The sequence below is a fragment of the Amycolatopsis sp. NPDC004169 genome, from assembly GCF_040610315.1.
GTDB lineage: Bacteria > Actinomycetota > Actinomycetes > Mycobacteriales > Pseudonocardiaceae > Amycolatopsis.
Genome location: NZ_JBEXMD010000055.1, coordinates 24,649 through 46,563, shown reverse-complemented (window position 1 = coordinate 46,563; position 21,915 = coordinate 24,649). Strand labels below are relative to the sequence as shown.

The 21,915-nt window shown below is 71.6% G+C and carries 19 protein-coding genes; 11 read left to right on the top strand and 8 right to left on the bottom strand.

Annotation, left to right across the window (positions count from 1 at the left end):
• Positions 1-12 precede the first annotated feature (12 nt).
• Positions 13-348, top strand: a complete 336-nt coding sequence (locus tag ABZX11_RS43040; protein WP_176178273.1) for a DUF3099 domain-containing protein — start codon at positions 13-15, stop codon at positions 346-348.
• Positions 349-351: 3 nt separating this feature from the next.
• On the opposite strand, the gene ABZX11_RS43035 is transcribed toward ABZX11_RS43040, so the two are convergent.
• From ABZX11_RS43035 to ABZX11_RS43020, 4 genes are read right to left on the bottom strand one after another with little or no spacing between them, the layout of a single operon-like run.
• Positions 352-1,254 carry a sugar kinase gene (locus ABZX11_RS43035; RefSeq protein ID WP_176176072.1) on the bottom strand — a complete coding sequence of 301 codons (903 nt, stop codon included), beginning with the start codon at positions 1,252-1,254 and terminating at the stop codon, positions 352-354.
• Positions 1,251-2,156, bottom strand: a complete 906-nt coding sequence (locus ABZX11_RS43030; RefSeq protein ID WP_354924337.1) for a pseudouridine-5'-phosphate glycosidase — start codon at positions 2,154-2,156, stop codon at positions 1,251-1,253. The genes ABZX11_RS43035 and ABZX11_RS43030 overlap by 4 nt, the downstream gene beginning before the upstream one ends.
• 9 nt (positions 2,157-2,165) lie before the next feature.
• On the bottom strand, positions 2,166-2,783 hold the full coding sequence (locus tag ABZX11_RS43025; RefSeq protein ID WP_354924335.1) for an HD domain-containing protein: 618 nt from the start codon (positions 2,781-2,783) through the stop codon (positions 2,166-2,168).
• Complete coding sequence (locus ABZX11_RS43020) at positions 2,783-3,565, bottom strand: sporulation protein (protein ID WP_354924333.1); 783 nt, start codon at positions 3,563-3,565, stop codon at positions 2,783-2,785. Before ABZX11_RS43020 ends, ABZX11_RS43025 begins: the two co-directional genes overlap by 1 nt.
• A 68-nt stretch (positions 3,566-3,633) precedes the next feature.
• Here ABZX11_RS43020 and ABZX11_RS43015 point away from each other — a divergent pair, with 68 nt between their 5' ends.
• Both ABZX11_RS43015 and ABZX11_RS43010 read left to right on the top strand, forming a co-directional pair.
• Complete coding sequence (locus ABZX11_RS43015) at positions 3,634-3,876, top strand: DUF3039 domain-containing protein (RefSeq protein ID WP_176176076.1); 243 nt, start codon at positions 3,634-3,636, stop codon at positions 3,874-3,876.
• A 165-nt stretch (positions 3,877-4,041) separates the two neighbouring features.
• Positions 4,042-4,878, top strand: coding sequence for a hypothetical protein (locus ABZX11_RS43010; RefSeq protein WP_354924331.1), 837 nt, complete (start codon positions 4,042-4,044; stop codon positions 4,876-4,878).
• 90 nt (positions 4,879-4,968) lie between these two features.
• Here ABZX11_RS43010 and ABZX11_RS43005 read toward each other — a convergent pair whose 3' ends face one another.
• Both ABZX11_RS43005 and ABZX11_RS43000 read right to left on the bottom strand, forming a co-directional pair.
• A complete protein-coding gene (locus ABZX11_RS43005) occupies positions 4,969-8,100 on the bottom strand; it encodes an efflux RND transporter permease subunit (protein WP_354924329.1) in 3,132 nt (1,043 codons plus the stop codon).
• An 89-nt stretch (positions 8,101-8,189) separates the two neighbouring features.
• On the bottom strand, positions 8,190-9,356 hold the full coding sequence (locus ABZX11_RS43000) for a YihY/virulence factor BrkB family protein (RefSeq protein WP_176176079.1): 1,167 nt from the start codon (positions 9,354-9,356) through the stop codon (positions 8,190-8,192).
• A gap of 235 nt (positions 9,357-9,591) precedes the next feature.
• On the opposite strand from ABZX11_RS43000, the gene ABZX11_RS42995 reads away from it, so the two are divergent.
• The 5 genes from ABZX11_RS42995 (at position 9,592) to ABZX11_RS42975 (ending at position 16,562) form a co-directional block, all read left to right on the top strand.
• Entirely contained in the window at positions 9,592-11,328 is a 1,737-nt protein-coding gene (locus tag ABZX11_RS42995) for a DEAD/DEAH box helicase (protein WP_176176080.1), read from the top strand.
• 554 nt (positions 11,329-11,882) lie between these two features.
• Positions 11,883-13,022 carry a substrate-binding domain-containing protein gene (locus tag ABZX11_RS42990; RefSeq protein ID WP_176176081.1) on the top strand — a complete coding sequence of 380 codons (1,140 nt, stop codon included), beginning with the start codon at positions 11,883-11,885 and terminating at the stop codon, positions 13,020-13,022.
• Between the two features lie 89 nt (positions 13,023-13,111).
• A complete protein-coding gene (locus ABZX11_RS42985) occupies positions 13,112-13,885 on the top strand; it encodes an ATP-binding cassette domain-containing protein (RefSeq protein ID WP_004561026.1) in 774 nt (257 codons plus the stop codon).
• A gap of 20 nt (positions 13,886-13,905) precedes the next feature.
• The gene (locus ABZX11_RS42980; protein ID WP_354924326.1) at positions 13,906-15,369 is read left to right on the top strand and encodes an ABC transporter permease; all 1,464 of its coding nucleotides are present in this window, start codon (positions 13,906-13,908) and stop codon (positions 15,367-15,369) included.
• A gap of 11 nt (positions 15,370-15,380) precedes the next feature.
• Positions 15,381-16,562 carry an ROK family transcriptional regulator gene (locus tag ABZX11_RS42975; RefSeq protein ID WP_176176083.1) on the top strand — a complete coding sequence of 394 codons (1,182 nt, stop codon included), beginning with the start codon at positions 15,381-15,383 and terminating at the stop codon, positions 16,560-16,562.
• 127 nt (positions 16,563-16,689) lie between these two features.
• Here the strand turns inward: ABZX11_RS42975 and ABZX11_RS42970 are convergent, their stop codons facing one another.
• On the bottom strand, positions 16,690-16,869 hold the full coding sequence (locus tag ABZX11_RS42970; protein ID WP_004561029.1) for a hypothetical protein: 180 nt from the start codon (positions 16,867-16,869) through the stop codon (positions 16,690-16,692).
• Between the two features lie 301 nt (positions 16,870-17,170).
• Here ABZX11_RS42970 and ABZX11_RS42965 point away from each other — a divergent pair, with 301 nt between their 5' ends.
• From ABZX11_RS42965 to ABZX11_RS42955, 3 genes are all read left to right on the top strand, one after another.
• On the top strand, positions 17,171-18,001 hold the full coding sequence (locus ABZX11_RS42965) for an EamA family transporter (protein WP_354924348.1): 831 nt from the start codon (positions 17,171-17,173) through the stop codon (positions 17,999-18,001).
• A 281-nt stretch (positions 18,002-18,282) separates the two neighbouring features.
• Positions 18,283-19,641, top strand: coding sequence for a glutamine synthetase (locus ABZX11_RS42960; protein WP_354924324.1), 1,359 nt, complete (start codon positions 18,283-18,285; stop codon positions 19,639-19,641).
• A gap of 53 nt (positions 19,642-19,694) precedes the next feature.
• Positions 19,695-20,477, top strand: coding sequence for a hypothetical protein (locus tag ABZX11_RS42955; RefSeq protein ID WP_354924322.1), 783 nt, complete (start codon positions 19,695-19,697; stop codon positions 20,475-20,477).
• Here ABZX11_RS42955 and ABZX11_RS42950 read toward each other — a convergent pair.
• Positions 20,455-21,906 (bottom strand): amino acid permease, encoded by a 1,452-nt coding sequence (locus ABZX11_RS42950; protein WP_354924320.1) that lies wholly within the window; start codon positions 21,904-21,906, stop codon positions 20,455-20,457. The two genes, ABZX11_RS42955 and ABZX11_RS42950, sit on opposite strands and share 23 nt — an antisense overlap.
• Positions 21,907-21,915: the final 9 nt, after the last annotated feature.

The following is a 21,915-nucleotide window of genomic DNA, read 5'->3' as shown; positions in this document are numbered from 1 at the left end:
GCAAGTGGGACGATGGACGGTGGAGGTGGTGCAGTGACCACGCCCGCCAAGGACTCGGACCCGGTGCTGATCACCGGGGCGGCCCCGTCGTACGAAGAGCAGTTCGCCGCCCGCAAGCGCAAGTACGTGATCATGATGGCCTGCCGGATCCCGTGCCTGATCCTCGCCGGGCTGACCTACCACACCTGGTGGCTGGCGCTGGGGTTCCTCGCGATCTCCGTGCCGTTGCCGTGGGTGGCGGTGCTGATCGCCAACGACCGCCCGCCCCGCAAGACCGAGAAGATCTCGCGGTACGAGCACGAGCCGAAGGCGATCGAGGGCACCACCCACCGCGTGATCGACGGCTGAGCATCAGACCGGCTGGGGGCCGACCTTTCCGACGGCCAGCGCGCCCAGCCGGGTCCCGTGCCGCAGGACGTCCACAGTGGACTCCCCGGCCAGCCACCCGGTGAGCACGCCCGCGTCGAACGCGTCGCCCGCGCCGGTGGAGTCGATGCACTCGGCTTCCACCGCGGGCACGCTGGTGACGCCGTCGGCGTCGACCCAGCTGGCGCCCGCCAGCCCGGCGGTGACGACCACCGCCCCGACCGTGCCGAGCAGTTCTTTCGCGCTCGCCGGATCCGCCGAGCCGGTCAGCGCGACCAGCTCCTCGGTGTTCGGCATCAGCAGGTCGACCCCGCGGACGTCGGCCAGGAACGCGGCCGGGTCGGTGATGTGCGCGGCCGCCTGCGGGTCGACCGACGTCGTCAGCCCCGCCTCCTTCGCCACGGCCAGTGCGGCCAGCCCGGCCGCGCGCGACGGCGGGTCCAGCAGCACGTACCCCGACAGGTGCAGGTGGCTCGCCCCCGCCAGGGCCTCGGGGGTGACGTCCTCGGGCGCGAACCGCTGGTTCGCCCCGCGGTCGGCCAGCATGCTGCGCTGCCCGGACCCGTCGACCATGACGACGACGCAGCAGGTCGGCGCCTCGGCGTCGACGGCGAACGCGCACCGCACGCCCGCCGCCTCCAGCTCGGCCCGGATGAGCCTGCCGCCCGGGTCGTCGCCGATCCGCGCGACCAGCGTCGTCTCGGCGCCGAGGTGCCGCAGCCACAGCGCCGTGTTGGCGCCCGCGCCGCCGCCGGTGAACCGGATCTTCGCGCGGGCGTCGCCACCGTGCGGCAACGGCTTGTCGTGCCGGGCGATCACGTCCAGCGCCGCGTCCCCGACCACCACGATCCCGCCGGTGCCGGATGATTCACTCGCGAGCTCGCTCATGCCAGCGCCACCGCGACCTCGGTCGCCAGCTTCGCGTTGTTGAGCACCAGCGCCTCGTTCGCGTCGATGCTCACCCCGCCGCTCGCGGTGTGGAAGTGCTCCAGCAGCACCGGCGTGACGTCGGCGCCGTGCACGCCCTGCGCCTCGACCAGCGCCAAGCCCTCGGCGAGCAGCCGGTCGTGCAGCTCCCGGTCCATTTCGGACGCTTCCGGGATCGGGTTCGCCAGCAGGACACCGGAATCCGCGTACGCGCGGTGCGCGTCGATCACGGCGGCGGCCTGCTTCGGGTCGTCGACCCGCCAGCCCACCCGGTGGCCGGACGAGCGCAGGTAGAACGCCGGGAAGTCGTCGGTGCGGTAGCCCAGCACCGGCACCGAGTTCGTCTCCAGCACCTCGAGGGTGGCCGGGATGTCGAGGACCGACTTCACGCCGGAGCAGACGACCACGGTCGGCACCTTCGCCAGCACGCCGAGGTCGGCCGAGACGTCCCAGCTCTGCGCCGCCCCGACGTGCACGCCGCCGAGCCCGCCGGTGGCGAACATGCCGATGCCGGCCGCGGCGGCCAGCGCCGAGGTGCTCGCCACGGTCGTCGCGCCCGAGCGGCCGAGGCCGATGGCCGGGCCGAGGTCGCGCAGCGAGAGCTTGTCCAGGCCGGCGTCCGGCGCGCAGACGCGCTCGAGCTCGGCGGGGGAGAGGCCGACGACGACCCGCCCGTCGAGCACCGCGATGGTGGCCGGGACGGCACCGCCGTCGCGGACCACGCCTTCGAGGCGGCGGGCGACGTCGAGGTTGCGGCCCGGCGGCAGGCCGTGGGACAGGATGGTGCTCTCCAGCGCGACGACGGGGTGCCCGTCACGCAGCGCCGAGGCGATCTCTTCGTGCAGGTGGAGTGGGGTGGTCACGAGGGACCATCATCGGTGATCGGTCCGCTCGCCGCGCCAGTGGGTCAGCTCGGCGGCCAGGTTCTTCGCGGCGGCGCTCGCCCAGCGTGTCCGCGCGGTTCCGCTGCGGTAGAGCTCGCGCGCGAGCATGCGCTCGAGGACCTCGATGCGGCCCTCGCGCCAGACGTCGTCGGGGTACTTCGCGTACTCCTCGCGCACTCCGCGGGCGTACGCCGCGTACTGCTCTTCGGGCGCCCCGAGGATGGCGAGGTCGGCGTCGAGGAGGGCGGTGGCCAGCCGGTCGTCGGCCGGGGCGTCGTGGCCGATCGTGGCGAGGATCAGGCCTTCGACGCGCTCGACGTGCGCTTCGGCCACCCCGGCCAGGGCTTCGCGGGCCCAGGCGGCGCTGGCCCGTTCGTCTTCGCCGGGCTTCGCGTCGTAGACGACGTCGTGCGTCCACGCGGCCACGGCGACGATCGCCCGGTCGGTCTCCCCGAGGTCCGCGGCCAGCCAGGCGGAGTCGCGCGCGACGGCGGCCGCGTGGGTGAGCGTGTGGTAACGGCGGTGGGGCTCGGCGTACCGGGCCTGCAGCTGCGGCCAGGCGTCGGAGCGGCCGCCGAGCGCGGCGACCGCGTCCGGCCACTCCATCAGTCGAAGATCCCGCGCGGCCGCGCGAGGAGGTCGAGCCAGCCTTCGAGCTGCTTCTCCCAGCCGACGTCCGGCTTCACGGTGAACATCCCGAGGAAGTTCTGGCCGCGGCCGCCGAACCCGCCGGTCTTGCTCACCCGGACCCGCTTCGTCACGTCCAGCACCACGTCGGTGCCTTCGGCCGAGGTCAGGAAGGTGACCGCGAGCTGGGTGAACACGCTCGCGAAGCGCGGCGACGGCGTGAAGCGGATCTCCTGGAAGAACGGCAGCTGCTGGCGGGCGCCGTCGACCCGGCCCTGCTCGAGGATCGCCTCGCGGAAGGTGAAGCCGAGCCGGCTCAGCGCGTCGAGGATCCGCTTCTGCGCCGGCAGCGGTTCGACGGCGACGGCGTCGGCGTCGAACGGGTCGCTGACCGCGGCCAGGTCGAGCTCGGCCCGGACACCGACCGCCATGCCGGGAAGCGGCTTGGCGTAGACGCTGGTCACCGGCGTCTCCCAGGGCAGCGGCACCTCGAACGGCACCCGGACCTGCTGCCCGGCCCGGATGACCTCGCGGCCGACCAGCTGCCGGGTGCCGAAGGGGAGGTCTTCGGTCTGGTCGCCGGGGACCTGGACGCGGGCCAGCAGGGTCACCGCGAGGCCCTTGATCTCCTGGTCGACCTCGCCGCCGAGCAGCAGCACCTCGCCGTGCAGCGTGCGGCCGGGGGCGGTGGTGGCGTCGAGCAGGCGGGCGTCGATCCGCGCGCCGCCGGAGCCGAACGTCGCGAGCACCTTCTGGAACATGCCCGGGATCCTGCCAGGCGGAGGGGCCGATCGCGGAAGGTTCGGCGGGACTCGGGCACAATGGACGGGTGAGCACCGAGACGCTGACGAAGCCGGAAACCACGCCCGAGGGCACGGACACCACCGACGACGACTCGCCGAAGATGTTCCACTACGTGAAGAAGAACAAGATCGCCGAGAGCGCGGTCATGGGCACTCACGTGGTGGCGCTGTGCGGCGAGGTCTTCCCGGTGACGAAGTCGCCGAAGCCCGGGTCGCCGGTCTGCCCGGCCTGCAAGGAGATCTACGACAGCCTGCGCCCGGGCAACTGAGCCGGTCGTGAGGTCCCCGGCGGGTGTACCCGCCGGGGTTTTCCGCTGTCCGGAATCGGACAGATCGTCGAACAAACGTGAATAACCTTCATTCGGCGGGTGTGCCCGGTGCGGGGGTCCTGGTAAATCCAGCGGGCCAGGTTCCCTCACCCACCGGAGTCGCACATGCGCAGAACCGGGATCGTGCTCACCCTCGTCGCCCTGCTGGCCGTCGTGTCGCCCGCGCTCGCGCAGGCCGTCACCGGCTGGACGGAGGTCGGCTCCGACAACGCCCGGGCCCTCGACGAGAGCCAGGGCCTCGCGACGATCGTCCGCCCGTCGGGCACGACCATCCGCTACACCGGGATCGGCACGATCCCGGCCGACCTGAACGCCCAGGGCTGGAACCACGTCGGCGACCCGGGCTCGGCCCAGGGCTGGTACGTCGAGCCCTACCAGCGTGACGACCGCGGCGCGAAGCTGTTCCGCGTCCAGGCCCCGGACGGCTCGTGGGCCAACTACAAGCACAACCTCGAGTCGTGGGAGGCGAACAACAACTCCTTCGCCGCGGTGTCGCCCGACGCGCGCTGGCTGGTGGCGGGGGAGTGGGGCACCATGGACCGGCTCCTGGTGCACCCGATGCCCGGCGTGGTGGCCAAGGACCCGGCGCAGAACCTGCCCTACGCGGCGGCCATCCGCCTCGACCACCCGGTCCGCGACGTCCAGGGCTGCGACTTCCAGACCGCGACCCGCCTGCTCTGCGCGTCCGACGACCCCGACGGCAGCCTCTTCGGCACGACCAAGCCCCTGCTCCAGGTCGACCTGGCTGCGGCGCTGAACGGCTCCGACGTCACCGCCCACGTCACCTCGCTCGGCCAGCTCCCGCTCCGCAGCGGCTGCTCGGGCTCGTTCGAGGTCGAAGGCATCGACTTCGACGAGCGCGACAACACCCTCCGCGTGGTGGTCATGGCCCCCAGCATCTGCATCCTCTGGGACAGCAAGACCTACCGCTTCAAGCAGTAACCCGTAGCTCGCGTGACCCGAGCCGTGACTCACGTGATTGGGGCCGTAACTCGCGAGTTACGGCCCCAATCACGCGACATCCGGCTCAGGTCACGCGAGTTCGGGGTTCAGGGACTCCGATTCGGGGGCCTGGGCGGGGGTGCGGCGGGCGGCGCGGCGGGCCTTGCGGCGTTCCTTGCGGGTCTCGACCATCGTGTAGAGGGTCGGGACCAGGACCAGGGTCAGCAGGGTGGAGCTGACCAGGCCGCCGATCACCACGATCGCCAGCGGCTGGCCGATGAACCCGCCCTGGCCGGTGATGCCCAGTGCCATCGGGACCAGCGCGAAGATGGTCGCCGCCGCGGTCATCAGGATCGGGCGCAGCCGGCGCCGTCCGCCTTCGGTGACGGCGTCGGTGACGCTCATCCCCTCCGCGCGGTACTGGTTGATCAGGTCGATCAGCACGATCGCGTTGGTCACCACGATGCCGACCAGCATCAGCATCCCGATCAGCGCCGGCAGGCCGAGCGCGGTGCCGGTGGCCAGCAGCAGCCCGATCGCGCCGGTGGCCGCGAACGGGATCGACACGAGCAGGATCAGCGGCTGGATCAGGCTCCGGAACGTCGCCACCATGATCAGGAACACGATCGCGATGGCCGCCAGCAGCGCCAGGAACAGGTTCGAGAACGCCTCCTGCTGGTCCTGGCTGACCCCGCCGAGCGAGTAGGCCGCACCGCCGGTGAACGTCAGTCCGTCCAGTTCGGACTTGATGTCCGCGGTCGTCTTGCTCAGGTCGTCACCGGTGTTCTTCGCGGTCACCGTGGTGCTCAGGTCGCCACCGGTGCGCCGCACCGACGCCGGGCCGTCCACAGTGGACACCTTCGCGACCTCGTCCAGCCGGACGACGCCTGCCGGGCCCGGGATCGGCAGCCCGCGAACCTGGTCGACCGTCACCGGGGCCGTGCCGGCGCGCAGCACGATGTCCGTGCGCTGGCCGCCGACCGGCAGCTGTGTCACCGTGCGGCCGGCGATCGCCTGGTTGGCGATCTGCCCGATGGTGCTCGCCGACAGCCCGCGCGCGGCGGCCGCGGCGTCGTCCACCTCGACCTGCACCCGCGGCGAGCCGACGCTCAGGTCGCTCGACACCTCGGTCAGCCCGGACACCCCGCGCAGCGCCTGCACCACCTGGTCGGACGCCGGCTTCAGCGCGGCCTCCGACGGCGCGGTCACCGTGACCGAGACCTGGTCGGAGTTGAACCCGGACGCGTCCGCGCCGATCTTGATCTCGCCCAGCTCCGGCCGGGACGTCAGCTTCGACCGCAGCCGGTCCGACAGCGCGTTCAGGTCGGTGTCCTTGGCGACGGTGACGGAGATGCTCGTGTTGGTCCCGCCGCCGAAGCCGAACGTCCCGCCGCCGCCGATGCTGACCTGGTAGGTCTGCACCGCGGGCTCGGCCGCCAGAGCCTGCTCGACGGCCGTGGCCGCCTGCTCCTTCGCCTCGACGCTGGTGCCGGCGGGCAGCTTTTGCGTCATGTTCAGCGTGGTGCCGCCGGACTGGTCGAGGAAGTTCGTGTTCAGCCGCGTCGCGAGCCCGACCGTGCCGGCGAAGATCAGCAGGGCCAGCAGGACGACGGTCAGCCGCCGCTTGGTCGCGAACCGGATCACCGGCAGGTAGGCGCGCTGCAGGACGCTGCGACGCTCCTTCTCGACGGCCGCCTCGCGCGCCCGCTCGGCCTCGACGGCGTCCGCCGGGACCTCGGGCCGCTTCAGGAACCAGTACGCCAGCACCGGGACCACGGTCAGCGACACGAGCAGCGACGCCAGCAGCGCCACCGTCACGGTGATCGCGAACGGCGAGAACAGCTCGCCGACGAACCCGCCGACGAACGCGATCGGCAGGAACACCGCGACGGTCGTCAACGTGGACGAAGTGACCGCGCCGGCCACCTCGCGGACGCCGTCGAGCACCGCGCGGTCCTTCTCCTCGCCGTAGGCCAGGTGCCGTTTGATGTTCTCCAGCACCACGATCGAGTCGTCGACCACCCGGCCGATCGCGATGGTCAGCGCGCCGAGGGTGAGCAGGTTGAGCGAGAGGTCCCCGGTCCACAGCGCCAGCAGCGCGACGACCACCGACAGCGGGATCGACACCGCGGTCACCAGCGTCGAGCGCACCGACAGCAGGAACAGCAGGATGACGACGACGGCGAACGCCAAGCCCAGCAGGCCTTCGACGGTCAGGCCGTGGATCGCGTCCTTCACCGGCGTGCCCTGGTCGAACACGACGTTCATGTCGGCGCCGGCCTTCTTCGCCAGGTCCGGCAGCTTGTCCCGCACCGCCTGGGAGATCGCGACCGCGTTCCCGTTCTCCACCATGGTGATCGACAGGCCGAGGCTGGGCTTGCCGTTGGTGCGCGTGATCGACGTCGGCGGCGCGAACCCGGCTTGGACGTCGGCGACGTCACCCAGCTTCACCGGACCCCGCGCCGGGGCGCCGGCCCGCGCGGTCGGCGTCAGGTAGAGGTTGCGCAGACTGTCCACAGTGGTCTGTCCGCCGCCGACCTGCACCGACAGCGTCTTGCCGTCCTGGGTGAGCGTCCCGGCGGGCACCGCGGCCCCCGCCGTCTGCAGCGTGGTGGCGATCGAGGCCGGGTCGACACCCGCGGCCGCGAGCTTGGCGTAGTCGAGCGTGATCGTGACGCGCGGGGTCTGCACGCCGGTGACGGTCACCGTGCGGACGCCCTCGATCTTCCGCAGCTCCGGCGCGACCTGGTCGGTCAGCGCGGGCGCGAGCGACTGCGGGTCCCCGGTGGTGCCCGCGGCGACCAGCACCACCGGCAGGTCGTCGGTGCTGCCCGCGGACACGGCGGGCTCGCTGTTCTGCGGCAGCCGCGGCCGGACCTGGTTGACCACCTGCTGGATCTGCGAGACGGCGGCATCGATGTCCGTGCCGAACTCGAACTGCGCGACGACCCGCGAGACGCCGTCCGACGACGTCGACGTGATCTGCTCGAGGCCCTTCAGTCCCTGGAGGCCGCCTTCGAGCGGCTCGGAGACCTGCCGGTCGACCGCGTCCGGCGACGCGCCGGGGTACGCGGTGACGATCTGGGCCTGCGGGAACTGCAGGGACGGGAAAAGCTGTTGTTTGAGCTGCGGCAGCGCGAAGGCGCCGAATCCGACGACCACCAGCGCGAGCAGGCCGATCAGGCTCCGGTTGCGCAGGCTCAGTCTGGCCAGCACGGACATGACGTGGAAAACCCCCTCGGGAACGACGCGGCGACCGACGCCTGCGTCAGTGACGGGGGAACTGTCCCATGTCCGACCTGAGGAGCGACTCAGTCTGGGGGTGGATTCCGGGTCCCCCGCGGGGAGGACCCGCGACCCTGAGCTGCGCTGGGTGCCGGCTCCGGCGCGCTCGGTGACGGCGTGTCCTCCGGCGACGGGTCCTCTTCGGACGGCTCGGGCGCGGCGCCGTTGGCCGCGGCCTCGCCTTCGGCCGGGCGCCGCAGCGGCGTGGTCGAGCGCTCCCACAGCTTGCGGCCCTCCTCCGAGCGCAGCCGCTCGGAGGCGCGTTCCATCTCCAGCCGCCGCCACTTGCGCCGCTGCCGCCGGGTCGCCTTCGCCGGCCACAGCTCCTGGATCGCGCTGTTGAAGTAGGCGCCGCCGACCACGGCCAGCCCGATGAAGAACATCAGCAGCAGGAACGCGATCGGCGCGGCCAGCGCGCCGTAGGTGTAGCCGGTCTTGGTGATCCAGTTCAGGTAGACGCGCAGGCCGACCGAGGACAGCAGGAACACGACCATGGCGAGCACCGCGCCGGGCAGCCCGCGGTGCCACGGCAGCTTCCGCGGCAGCGCGAGCTTGTACAGCGTGGTCAGCGCGAGGGTGATCATCGCGCCCAGTGCGGGGAAGTAGAGCGCGCTCACCCACGACGTCACGGTCGGGCGCCAGGCCAGCGGGAAGAACTCCGGCAGCAGGTCGGGGCCGATCGCCAGCAGCGGCAGCCCGACCACCAGGATGACCAGGCCGCACAGGTAGAGCAGGAGCGCGAAGATCCGCTGCCAGACGTCGTTGCGGACGCCGTACTGGTCGTGCGCGACGGTGATCGCGTCCACGAACGACGACATCGCCGACGAACCGGCCCACAGCGAGATGAGGAAGCCGACCGAGACGATCTCGCCCTTGCCGACGGTGAGGATGCTGTTCACGGTCGGTTCGATGATGTCCTGGACGGCGTTGGTGCTGAAGACGGTCCGGCAGAAGCCGATGATCCGGTCGTGCACCGCGCCGACGACCCCCTGGCCGAACCACTCGCCGACGAAGCCGAGCGAGCCGAGCAGTCCCAGCAGCAGCGGGGGCAGCGACAGCGTCTGCCAGAAGGCCGCCTCCGCGGCCTCGGAGAAGATGTTGCCTTCCCACGCCTTGGCGAACGTGCGCGTGACGAGCCGCCACGGCCCCTTGCGGGCCACCTTCGTCGCTGCGGACGGCTGCACCTCACCCATGACGTGTCCAGCATGGTCCATCCGTGCTGATTTGGCTCGTCACACCCCCTGCGGCCGGGCGTGTCGGGCGACATCACCCGTGCCGGTGCCCGGAACCGCCGGACCCGGCCGGTAGACTCGGTCCAGTGCCCTCACCGCAGTCGCCGGCCGCGCAACGCAGCAGAAGCCGGTACCACAGTGAGGGTTTTCGCACGTCACAGCACTTGAGGCAGTTGAGCGAGGGGGAGGACCGGCGATGACGGAGACGCAGCTCGGGGCGCCTCCCGCGGAGAAGGACTCGACCGCGCGCCCGCTGCGGGCGTGGCAGCGGCGGGCGCTCACCAAGTACCTGACGCAGAAGCCGAAGGACTTCCTCGCGGTGGCGACACCCGGCGCCGGCAAGACGGTGTTCGGCCTCCGGATCGCCGCGGAGCTGCTGAGCGACCGCACGGTCGAGGCGATCACCATCGTCACCCCGACCGAGCACCTCAAGCACCAGTGGGCGGCCTCGGCCGCGGCGGCCGGCATCGCCATCGACTCGAACTTCCGCAACGGCACCGGCGTCACTTCGTCGGACTACAACGGCGTCGCGCTGACGTACGCGCAGGTCGCGGCGCACCCGACGCTGCACCGGGTGCGCACCGAGAACCGCAAGACACTGGTGATCCTCGACGAGATCCACCACGGCGGCGACGCGAAGAGCTGGGGCGACGCGATCCGCGAGGCGTTCACCCCGGCGGTGCGGCGCCTGTCGCTGACCGGGACGCCGTTCCGCTCGGACGACTCGGCCATCCCGTTCGTGACGTACGAGCCGGACGCGGGCGGCTTCCAGCGCAGCAAGGCCGACCACGCGTACGGCTACGCGGACGCGCTGGCCGACGGCGTGGTCCGGCCGGTCGTCTTCCTGGCGTACTCGGGCGAGGCGTCCTGGCGCACGAGCGCGGGCGAGGAGTTCACCGCCCGGCTCGGCGAGCCGCTGACGGCGGAGCAGAACGCCCGGGCGTGGCGCACGGCACTCGACCCGGCGGGCGAGTGGATCCCGGCGGTGCTGCAGGCGGCGGACACCCGGTTGTCGCAGGTCCGCCAGAGCGTGCCGGACGCGGGCGGCCTGGTGATCGCGACCGACCAGGAGTCGGCGCGGGCGTACGCGAAGATCCTCGAACGCCTCTCGGGCGAGACCCCGACGCTGGTGCTCTCGGACGACCCGAAGGCCTCCGGCCGGATCAAGGAGTTCTCCGAGACGAACGAGCGCTGGATCGTGGCGGTCCGGATGGTCTCCGAAGGCGTCGACGTCCCGCGCCTGGCCGTGGGCGTGTACGCCACGAGCGCGTCGACCCCGCTGTTCTTCGCCCAGGCGATCGGCCGGTACGTGCGAGCGCGCAAGAAGGGCGAGACGGCGAGCGTGTTCCTGCCGTCGGTGCCGGTGCTGCTGGAGCTGGCCAGTGAGCTGGAGGCCCAGCGCGACCACGTGCTGGGCAAGCCGCACCGCGAGAAGGAGGGCTGGGAGGACGAGCTCCTGGCCCAGGCCAACCGCACCGAGGACGAGCCGGGCGAGGAGGAGAAGGCGTTCACGTCCCTGGGCGCCTCGGCCGAGCTCGACCAGGTCATCTACGACGGCAACTCGTTCGGCACGGCGGTGTTCTCGGGCTCGGACGAGGAGCAGGAGTACCTCGGCCTGCCGGGCCTCCTGGAGCCGGACCAGGTCCGCGCGCTGCTGCGGAAGCGGCAGGAGGAGCAGATCGCGGACGAGAAGCGCCGCAAGCCGGCCAAGGAGGAGGCCCCGCCGCCCGCGGCCCGGCCGCAGTCGGTGAGCGAGCGGCTCGGCGCGTTGCGGAAAGAGCTGAACGCGCTGGTCGGGATGTACCACCACCGCACGAAGAAGCCGCACGGCGCGATCCACAACGAGCTGCGGCGGGTCTGCGGCGGCCCGGTGACGGCGATGGCGACCGTCGAACAGCTCGAGGAGCGGATCGTCACCCTGCGCTCCTGGTAGGGGCCTGCGGGCCGCAGCGGGCCCGCGCTGTCGCCCGGGAGGCTGAAGTTCCGGTGATCACGGTCCGTCTCCGCGGCGGCCGGATCACCGCACCGGCGGGCTTGTGACGCTGCGTACCACCATGTCACCGCCGGGCTGCCCGTCCGTCCCCGGCTTTCGGGCCGATCGGGCCGTTCCGGCCCCGAAGTCCGCAAGTCGGCGCCCGATCCCGGGGTCAAGTCGTGGATTCACCACGGGGTAGCGCTCGGTGCACACGACCGGAGCAGTGTCACGGTCCGATGAAACATCGATGTAACTTACCGTGAGTGCTGGCGATCACATCGTCAGCGGATCTACTCTTTCCGGGCGAGGTTCAGCCCGTGTTGCCGAACCGTGTCCAATTGGTGTCATTTAATCGATCCAGCTATCTTCCCCGCAGCCGCTCAGCGGCATATGTTGTCGCCCACAACATATGCGCGACGGTGCGCCGGGCCTCCCCGGATCGCCGCCTCGCTGGCCCGAAGCACACGCTGACGGCCGCTCGTCACCAATGCTTGGATCCGGAAGGAACGAGGATGCGCAGCAGAACCCTTACCCTCCTCGCCGCCACGGTGAGCGCCGGCCTGGTGCTCACCGCCTGCGGTACCAACAGTTCGAACAGCGGGGGCACGGGGAGCAACTCCGCTTCCTCCTCCGCCCCGGCCGCCGGCGGCGGCGCGGGCGGCAAGGTCGGCGTCATCCTGCCGGAGACCGCCAGCTCGGCCCGCTGGGAAGCCTTCGACAAGCCGATGCTCCAGGCCGCCCTCGCGGCGCAGGGCTTCGAGGCCGACGTCCAGAACGCCCAGGGTGACGCCCAGAAGTTCGCGTCGCTGGCCGACGGCTTCATCAGCTCCGGCGTCAAGGCCCTGATCATCGCCCCGGCCGACCCGGCCGTCGGTGCCGCCGTCGAGGCCAAGGCCAAGACCGCGGGCATCCCGGTCATCGACTACGACCGGCCGAGCCTCGGCGGGTCCGCCGAGTACTACGTCTCGTTCGACAACGAGAAGGTCGGCCAGCTGCAGGGCCAGGCCATGGCCGACGCGCTCAAGGACAAGCCGGGTGCCGGTGTCGTCCAGATCGAGGGCGCCCCGACCGACAACAACGCCACGCTGTTCACCAAGGGCCAGGACTCCGTCCTCGAGCCGCTGTTCTCGGCGGGCACCCTGAAGCGGATCCAGAAGCAGCCGATCAACGACTGGGACAACCAGCTCGGCGGCACGACGTTCGAGCAGATCTTCACCAACAACGGTGGCAAGGTCGACGGCGTCGTCGCGGCGAACGACGGCCTGGCCGGCGCGATCATCACCGTTCTCAAGAAGAACGGCCTGAACGGCAAGGTCCCGGTCACCGGCCAGGACGCCACCGCCGACGGCCTGAAGGCCGTCATGCGCGGCGACCAGTACATGACCGTCTTCAAGCCGATCAAGGAAGAGGCCGAGGCGACCGCGAAGCTGGCTGCCGCGCTGGCCAAGGGTGACAAGGCCGCCGCCGACGCCATCGCGACGGGCAAGCTGCACGACCCGAAGAACAACCGCGACATCAAGTCCGTGCTGCTGACCCCGACGACGATCCTGGCGAAGGACGTCAAGACCGTCGTGACCCAGGGCTACGTGAAGGCGACCGAGATCTGCGGTGGCGACCTCGCCGCCAAGTGCAGCTCGCTCGGCATCTCCTGAGCCCCCGCACCACCCCATGAACAGCCGGGCCGGGACGCGCACCCCGACGGCGCGTCCCGGCCCGGTCCCCACCAGGAGAAAGCCCATCCATGAGTGAGCCCATTCTCGAGATCAAGGGCCTGAACAAGAGCTTCGGGCCGGTCCACGTCCTCCACGACGTGGACTTCGACGTGCGTGCGGGCGAAGTGACCGCGCTGGTCGGCGACAACGGTGCCGGCAAGTCGACACTCGTCAAGTGCATCGCCGGCATCCACCCGTACGACTCGGGGGCCGTGCGGTTCAACGGGCAGGACGCCCACATCCGCGGCCCGAAGGACGCGGCCGAGCTCGGCATCGAGGTCGTCTACCAGGACCTCGCACTCGCCGACAACCTCGACATCGTCCAGAACATGTTCCTCGGCCGCGAGCGCGGCAGTTCCTGGAAGCTCGACGAAGCCAGCATGGAGAAGGCCGCCCGCGAAACGCTGGCCTCCCTGTCGGTCCGGACCGTCAAGTCGGTCCGCACGCCGGTCTCCTCGCTGTCCGGTGGCCAGCGGCAGACCGTCGCCATCGCGAAGTCGGTGCTGTGGAACAGCAAGGTCGTCGTGCTCGACGAGCCGACCGCCGCCCTCGGTGTCGCGCAGACCCGGCAGGTGCTGGACCTGGTCCGCCGGCTGGCCGAGCAGGGCCTGGGGGTCGTGCTCATCAGCCACAACATGGCCGACGTGTTCGAGGTCGCCGACCGCATCGCCGTGCTCTACCTCGGCCGGCTCGTCGCCGAGGTGCACACGAAGGACGTCACCCACGGCCAGGTCGTGGAACTGATCACCGCCGGTCGCTCCGGTGACCTCGGCCTGGCCCGGCCCGAAGCCGTGGTCCTGTGAGCGGGAAGAAAGAACCGGAAATGACTGAAACCCCTGCCAAGCACGAGGTCGGCAGCCCCGCCGACGCGCTCGCGCAGACCCAGGCCCCCACCGGGGCGATCTCCGACTTCGGCATCGACACGACATCGATGTCAACGGGCGAAGCCGTCCGCGACTACTTCGCCCGCCTGCGCGCCGGCGAGCTCGGCGCGCTGCCGTCGCTGTTCGGCCTGCTCGTGCTGGTCATCCTGTTCAGCGCGCTGTCGGACAACTTCTTCACGCTGGCCAACATCGCCAACGTGTTCCCGCAGGGCGCCGGCGTCATCATCATCGCGATGGGCATCGTCTTCGTCCTGCTGCTCGGCGAGATCGACCTCGCCGCCGGTGTGGCCTCCGGTGTCGCCGCGTCCGTGATGGCCCTGCACTACGTGAACGCGGGGAACCTGCTGGGCTCCCTGGGCACCGGCGTGTTCGTCACGTTCATCGGGGTGCTGGCCGTGGCCCTGCTGCTGTCGGCCTACCAGCGGATCTGGGCCGGCTCCGCGCTCTCACTGGTCGGCCTGCTCATCGTCGCGGTCGGCGTCCCGGCCAACCCGTGGGTGGAGATCCTGCTGGCCATCTGCGTCGGCACCGCCATCGGCTGCATCACCGGCTTCCTCGTGTCGAAGATCGGCATGCCGTCCTTCGTCGTGACGCTGGCGCTGTTCATCGTGTGGCAGGGCGTCCTGCTGCAGTTCATCGGTGAGGGCGGCACGATCGGCATCAGCAACTCGGACGTCCTGTACAAGATCGCCAACGGCAACCTGAACATCCTCGGCAGCTGGATCTTCTTCCTCGTCGCGGCCGGCGGGTTCGCCGTGATCGCGCTGACCAGCCACTTCAAGCGGCTCAAGCGCGGCCTGGTCGTCCAGCCGACCGCGCTGGTGATGATCAAGGTCGGCGCGCTCGTCGTGCTGTCGGCGCTGGGCACCTGGCTGCTGACGATCAACCGCTCGCCGAACAAGGCGGTCGTCACGATCGAGGGCGTCCCGTACGTCATCCCGATCATGCTCGTGCTGCTGGTGGCCGGGACCTACGTGCTCAACCGGACCAAGTACGGCCGGTACGTCTACGCGGTCGGCGGCAACAAGGAAGCCGCCCGCCGGGCCGGTATCGACGTGCCGAAGATCCGGGCGAGCGTGTTCGTCATCGGCTCGGCGATCGCGGCCATCGGCGGCATCGTCGCCGCGTCGAAGGTCGGCTCGGTCAGCCCGCAGTCCGGTGGCCTGAACACGCTGCTGTTCGCGGTCGGTTCGGCCGTCATCGGCGGCACGTCGCTCTTCGGCGGCAAGGGCCGGGTGTCCGACGCGGTGGTCGGCGGTCTCGTGATCGCCGTCGTCATCAACGGCCTCGGCCTGCTCAAGCAGCCGGCCGCGGTGGTCAACATCATCACCGGTCTGGTCCTGCTCCTCGCCGCCACGGTCGACGCGCTGTCCCGGCGCCGCGCGGCTGCGTCGACGCGCTGAACCAGCATGGGATGATAAAGCCCGTGACCAGCACGCCCGTTGCTCGACCGGACGAGGTGCGCCGGCACAACCGCACGACCCTGCTCCGCCTGCTGCACGTCGGCGGGCCGAGCACCCGGGCGACCCTGGCCGCGGAGCTGGGGCTCAACCGGAGCACGATCAAGACCCTCGTCGACGGGCTCGCCGAAGCCGGTGTCGTCGAGGAGAAGGTGCCGAGGCCGGGACGAGGGGCGGGCCGCCCCTCGCTCCTGGTCCTGCCCCAGCCGCACGCGGCGGTCGTGCTCGCGGTCGACCTCCAGGTCGAGCACGTCGCGATCGCCCTGGTCGGGCTCGGCGGGCAGATCCTGGGCCGCAACAGCTGGAACCTGCGCGGCCGGATGGGGCAGCCCGCCGAGGTCATCACCCACGTCATCGAGTCGACGGCCATCCTGGCCGGCGACCTCGGCGTGACCCCGGTGGCGGCCGGGGTGTCGGTGCCCGGCGTGGTCCGGCGGGCCGACGGGCACGTGCACGAGGCCCCGAACCTGCGCTGGACCGACGTCGCCCTCGGCGACCGGCTCGGCGGGGTGCTGCAGATCCCGATCCTGGTCGGCAACGACGCCGAGTTCGGCGCGGTCGCCGAGCACCTGCGCGGGGCGGCCCGCGGGGCGTCCGACGTGGTGTACATCTCGGCGGACGTGGGCGTCGGCGGCGGTGTCATCGCGGAGGGCTCGGCCCTGCGCGGCGGCTCGGGGTACGTCGGCGAGATCGGCCACATGGTCATCCGGCCGGACGGGCGGCCCTGCTACTGCGGCAGCAGCGGCTGCTGGGAGACCGAGGTCGGCGAGGCGGCGCTGTGCCGGGCCCTCGGGCTGGCCGAGGACACCCCGCGCGGCGCGATCCTGTTCGAGCTGCGCGAGCTGGGCCGCGATCCGGAGGCGGCGATGTCGCGGCTCGCGGAGTTCGCGGAGTGGCTGACGCTGGGGCTGATCAACGTCGTCAACCTGCTGGGCCCGCAGCTGGTGATCCTCGGCGACCTGCTGACGGTGCTGCCGGAGGCGGTGCTGCGGCACGTCGGCAACGAAGTCCGCCGGCGCAGCCTGGTGAGCCGGGCGGTCGGGGGCACGCGGATCGTCAGCTCGGCACTGGGAGCGGACGGGAAGCTGGTGGGCGCCGCCGAAGTGGCGTTCGAAGTGGTCCTGGATTCTGTCTGATTTTCTGTCCGGTTTCGTGTCCGAAATCACCGTGGTCGGTAGCTGAACCGTGATATCGCACACGCACTCTGCAAGATGCAGAAAGGCGGCCGGCGCCTGTGCGCACCGGCCGCCTTTTGCGTCTGAGTTACCGCTGGATGTCGGCGGACAGTTCCTTGAGCTTGGCCTCGTGCTCGCGGGCGTGGTGCCCGCAGAAGAGCAGTTCGCCACCCGTGCTGAGGATGGCGCGTACCTGAGCTGCTGCTCCGCACCGGTCACAGCGGTCGGCGGCGGTCAGTTCGGGGCGGGTGAGCGTCGGCGATGTCATGGGGGTCTCCCTCCGTCCCGGCACCGGTCGCCCGGTGCCATCGATCCAGCTACGCCCACTTGGCACTGATGCCGGTGGCGGCGATCGCCTCCGGCTCCGCGTGTTCGTGCTTCCACTGTTCCAGACGTTTCGCGGCTCGCAAGTGTTCCCGCGCCGGTGGGACCTGAGTCACGTCGATTTACCCCGGATGCCGTAGTCAAGTCCCGCATTTCAGGAGACGTTTACCCGGAGAGTGACGTTTTCCGTGGTCAGGCACCATGGGGTCGTGAGTACGGCGACTTCCTCCCGACGGCTTTCGCGGGTGCCCGCCCCGCTCTTGTTCGTTCTCAGCGGAATTTCCATGTACGCCGGAGCGGCGGTGGCGGTCGACCTTTTCGGCCACGCCACCCCGGCGGGCGTGGCCTGGCTCCGCTGCCTGGGCGCGGCGGTGGTCCTGCTGGCCTGGCGCCGCCCACCCCGCCCGGCATGGCGTGGCCGCCGCCTGCTGCTGGCGATCGTGTTCGGCGTGGTGACGGCCGGGATGAACGTGCTGTTCTACGAGGCGATCGCCCGGTTGCCGCTGGGCACGGCGGTGGCGGTGGAGTTCGCGGGCCCGGTGGTGGTGGCGGCCCTCGGGTCCCGCACGCTGCGAGACGTGTTCGCCCTGGTCCTGGTGGCGGCGGGGGTGGTGGCGATCGCGGACGTCCGGCTCGGGGGCAGCTTCTGGGGCGTGGTGTTCGCCCTGGGGGCGGCGCTGGCCTGGGCGGGGTACATCCTGCTGGGCAAGAGGGTGGCGGTGGGCGGCGACGGCATCGACAGCCTGGCGATCGGCTTCTTCGCGGGGACGGTGGTGCTGTTCCCGCTGGCGCTGGGGACGGGACCGGTGTGGTCTTCGCCACGGTTGCTGCTGCTGGGGGTCGGGGTGGGGGTGCTGTCGACGGTGGTGCCGTACGCGCTGGACCAGGTGGTGCTGCGCCGGGTGGGACAGGCGCGGTTCGCCACGCTGCTGGCGTTGCTGCCGGTGACGGCGGGGGTGATGGGGTTCTTGCTGCTGGGGCAGGTGCCGTCGCTGCCGGAGGCGATCGGGACGCTGGCCGTGGTGGCCGGGGTGGGGTTGCGGAGCCGGGATGGGGCGGGGGAGCCGCCTGGGTGAGGTTCGTTCGGTGTTCTTCGCTTGGGGAAGCCTCGGGCTTCCACAAGCTGCGCGGGGTGTGGACAACCGGTCTTCGGCTGCCGGTTTGGGGCGGGTTTCGTCGGTGGTCGCCGATACGCTGGAACGGGGCGGATCCCCCAGGGAGGGCGGGTCCTGCGGGCGGCGGCTTCCGCAGGGCGGCGGTAGACAGGCACCCGGCTTCCCACCCGCAGCAGATCGCGATGGCCCCACTGCCCCCAGCCCGCGATACTTACCCCGGGCAGCAGAAAGCAGGGGTGGCCATGACCAAAGCGGCATCGGCGGCAGCCAAGGACTTCGCCGCCGCCGGGGTGGGTGGGGTTCACCTGGCCTGGGCGGACAACAACGGCGTCCCGCGCTCCCGCATCGTCCCCGTCGCCGGGCTGGCCGAGGCCGCCACGAAGGGCGTCGGGGCCACCTCGCTCTTCGCCGTCTTCGACACCCACGACGCCATCACCTACGCCCACGACCCCCTGTCCACCCCCTCCGGGGACATCCGGCTCGTCCCCGTCGTCGAGCGGCTTCGGCGGCTCGCCGGGCAGCCCTCGCTCGCCTGGGCGCCCGTCCGGCAGCTCACCCGCGACGGTGATCCGTGGCCCTACTGCCAACGCACCGTCCTCGAAGCCCAGGTCGCGGAAGCCGCCCGGAGAGGGCTCGAGTTCCGGGCCGGCTACGAACTCGAGTTCGCCGTCGCCCCGGTCGGCAGTGCCGGCGTCGTCGCCAACCCCGGCCACCCCGGGCCCGCCTACAGCCCGCACGCCCTCCTGCCCCTTGACGGCTTCGTCGGGGCCCTCCTGCACGACTTCGCGGCCAACGGCCTGCGGATCGGCCAGCTCCACGCCGAGTACGGCGTCGCCCAGCTCGAACTCTCCCTCGCCGCCACCGATCCGGTGTCCGCCGCCGATGATCAGCTCCTGGCCCGGCAGACCATCCACGCCGCCGCGCGGGTGCACGGTCTTGCCGTCAGCTTTGCCCCGGTGATCAGCCTCGACGCGGCCGGCAACGGCTGGCACCTGCACACCTCCGTGCACCGCCAGGGCCGGAACCTTCTCGAAACCGGCGAAACCGGGCAGCCCGGAGGCGACGGCGCCGGCTACCTCGCCGGCCTGCTGCGCGATCTGCCCGCCCTGACCGCGATCACCGCCCCGAGCGTCCCCTCGACGCTGCGGCTGCGGCCCGGCTACTTCGCGGGCGCGTACGCCTTCTGGGGCGTCGAGAACCGCGAAGCTCCTCTGCGGTACGTCCCGGGCTCGGCCCTGCTGGGCGCCGGCCACGCGAACGTCGAGCTCAAGACCTCCGACGCCTCGGCCAATCCGTACCTCGCGCTGGCCGCCGTGCTCGCCGCCGGGATGGCCGGCATCGAGGACGCTCCCGCGCTGCCCGCGCCGATCGGCGAGGACCCAGGCGGCTGGACCGACGCCGAACGCGAGGCGCGCGGGGTGCGCCCGCTGCCGGCGAACCCCGCCGAACAGGACGCCGCGCTCGTGGCGTCGCCGCGGATCGGGCGCGTGCTCGGGGACGAGCTGCTGGGCGCCTTTCGCGCCGTCCGGGCCTCCGACGCCGCCTGGGCGGCCGACCGCACCGCCGACGAGATCGTCGCCGCGCACCTTTGGCGCTACTGAGAACCCTATGCTGGTCGAGACGGCCGGCGGCGGAACAAGGTCTGAGGGGACCGATGACTTCGGGGATCGACGGCGGACAGCTCGACCTGTCCGGGGTGCGGTGGCTGCCGGGCGGGGCCCGGCTGGCCGCGGTCGCCCAGGCGGAACTGCCCCAGAAGGACGGCCTGGCCGCGGCGTTCTGCGGGCTCGCCGCGCTGCGGGCGGCCGGGCTCGACGTACCCGACCAGGACGCCGTCGCGGCGGCCGCGGGCACGATCCTGGGGCCCGCCGTGCACCCGCCGGGCGAGCCGGGACGCCGCGATTTCCGCCGGTCGCTGCCGGTCGTGGCCGATCCGGCGGCCGCGGGCACCCGGGTTTCCGGGCTCGCGGCGGCCGTCGAGTCGCTGTCGCGGGGTGCCCTCGCCGCGGTGCCGGTGACGGGGGAGTGGACCACCGCGGCGCTGTTCGACCTGCTCGTCGGGCTGTGGGACGTCCCGCGCGTCGCCGTGCTCGCCCGGGTCGACGGCGCCGAGCTGGGCGCGCACGACACCCCGGAACGCGCGCTGCTCGACTACCTCGACACCGGCGTCCCACCACTGTGGACTTCCCGCTGGCGGCCGCCCGGCGGGCATTTGGTGCTCTTGGCGGGCATCCGCATTGGCGCCGAGGGCACCCTGCTGTCCGTTGTGGACACTTACCCGTCGCTCGGCGACGAAGGCCGCCACGACCAGCCGGTCGAATGGGTGACGGCGGCGCTGCGCGGCCTCGGCGTGCTGGTGGTGGTCGACGCCGGCCAGGCCGCCGTGGTGCGGGCGGCGGCCGGCGCCGCCGGGCTCACTCCGTCCTTTGGGGACTGACCGCGAACCGGGAGTGGCGGCGGCCGTAGGCGAAGTAGATCACCAGGCCGATCACCAGCCACGCGGCGAACCGGATCCACGTCAGCACGTTCAGGTTCAGCATCAGGTACAGGCACGCCAGCGCGGCGACGACCGGGACCACCGGCGAGAACGGCACCCGGAACGGCCGGTCGAGGTCCGGACGGCGGCGGCGCAGCACCGGGACCGCCACCGCCACGATGATCATCGCCGACAGCGCGCCGATGCTCACCATGTCGGCCAGCTCGGAGATCGGGATGAACGCCGCCAGCACGGCGATCAGGGCGGCGCCGCCGATGGTCATCCGGTGCGGGGTGCCCCACTTCGGGTGCGCGGTGCCGAGCGCCTTGGGCAGCAGGCCGTCGCGGCCCATCGCGAAGCCGATCCGGCCGATCGTGACCAGCTCGACCATCATCACCGACGTCAGCCCGGTGACCGCGCCGAGGGAGATCAGCGCGCCCACCCAGTGCTGGCCGACCCGGTCGAACGCGTCCGCCAGCGGCGCGCCGGTGTCGATGTCGGTGAACGGGATCATGCCGGTCAGCACGATCGAGACGCCGATGTAGAGCAGCGCGCACACGCCCAGCGCGCCGAGGATGCCGACGCGCAGGTCCTTGCGCGGGTTCAGCGTCTCCTCGCCGAGGTTCGCGAGCGCTTCGAAGCCGGTGTAGGCGAAGAAGACCACCGCGGCCGCGGTGATCATGCCGGCGATGCCGTAGACCGACTGCTCCAGGCCGAGCGCGGCCTGGACGATCGGCTGCTCGAGCACCGTCGTCCCCGCCGCCGGGGCCTGCGCCGGCGGGATGAACGGCGTCAGGTTCGCGCCCTTGACGAAGAACAGGCCGACCGCGAGCACCAGCACGCAGACCGCGACCTTCACGCACACCAGCAGGTTGGTCAGCCAGGCCGACTCCTTGATCCCCAGCACGGCGACCACGGTCAGCACGGCGATGATCAGCACCGCGCCGATGTTGACCTTCGCGTCTTCGCCGAACCACTCCGGCGACAGCCCGAGCAGGTTGGCCAGGTAGCCCGACCAGCCGCGCGAAACCACCGCCGCGCCGAGCGCGAACTCCAGCAGCAGGTCCCAGCCGATGATCCAGGCGAACACCTCGCCGAGGGTGGCGAAGGCGTAGGTGTAAGCGCTTCCCGCCGTCGGGACGCTGGAGGCGAGCTCGGCGTAGCACAGCGCCGCGAGCCCGGCGACGACCGCGCCGAGCACGAACGACAGGGTCACGGCCGGCCCGGCGTGGGTCTTCGCCTCGACCCCCGCCAGGGTGAAGATGCCGGTGCCGATGATGATCCCGACGCCGAACCCGACCAGGTCACGGCCGCGCAGCCGCCGTTTGAGTTCCCCGGACTCCTGGCGGTCCAGGACCTCGTCCACGTTCAACGTTCTCCGCTCACCCATGAGGAGAAA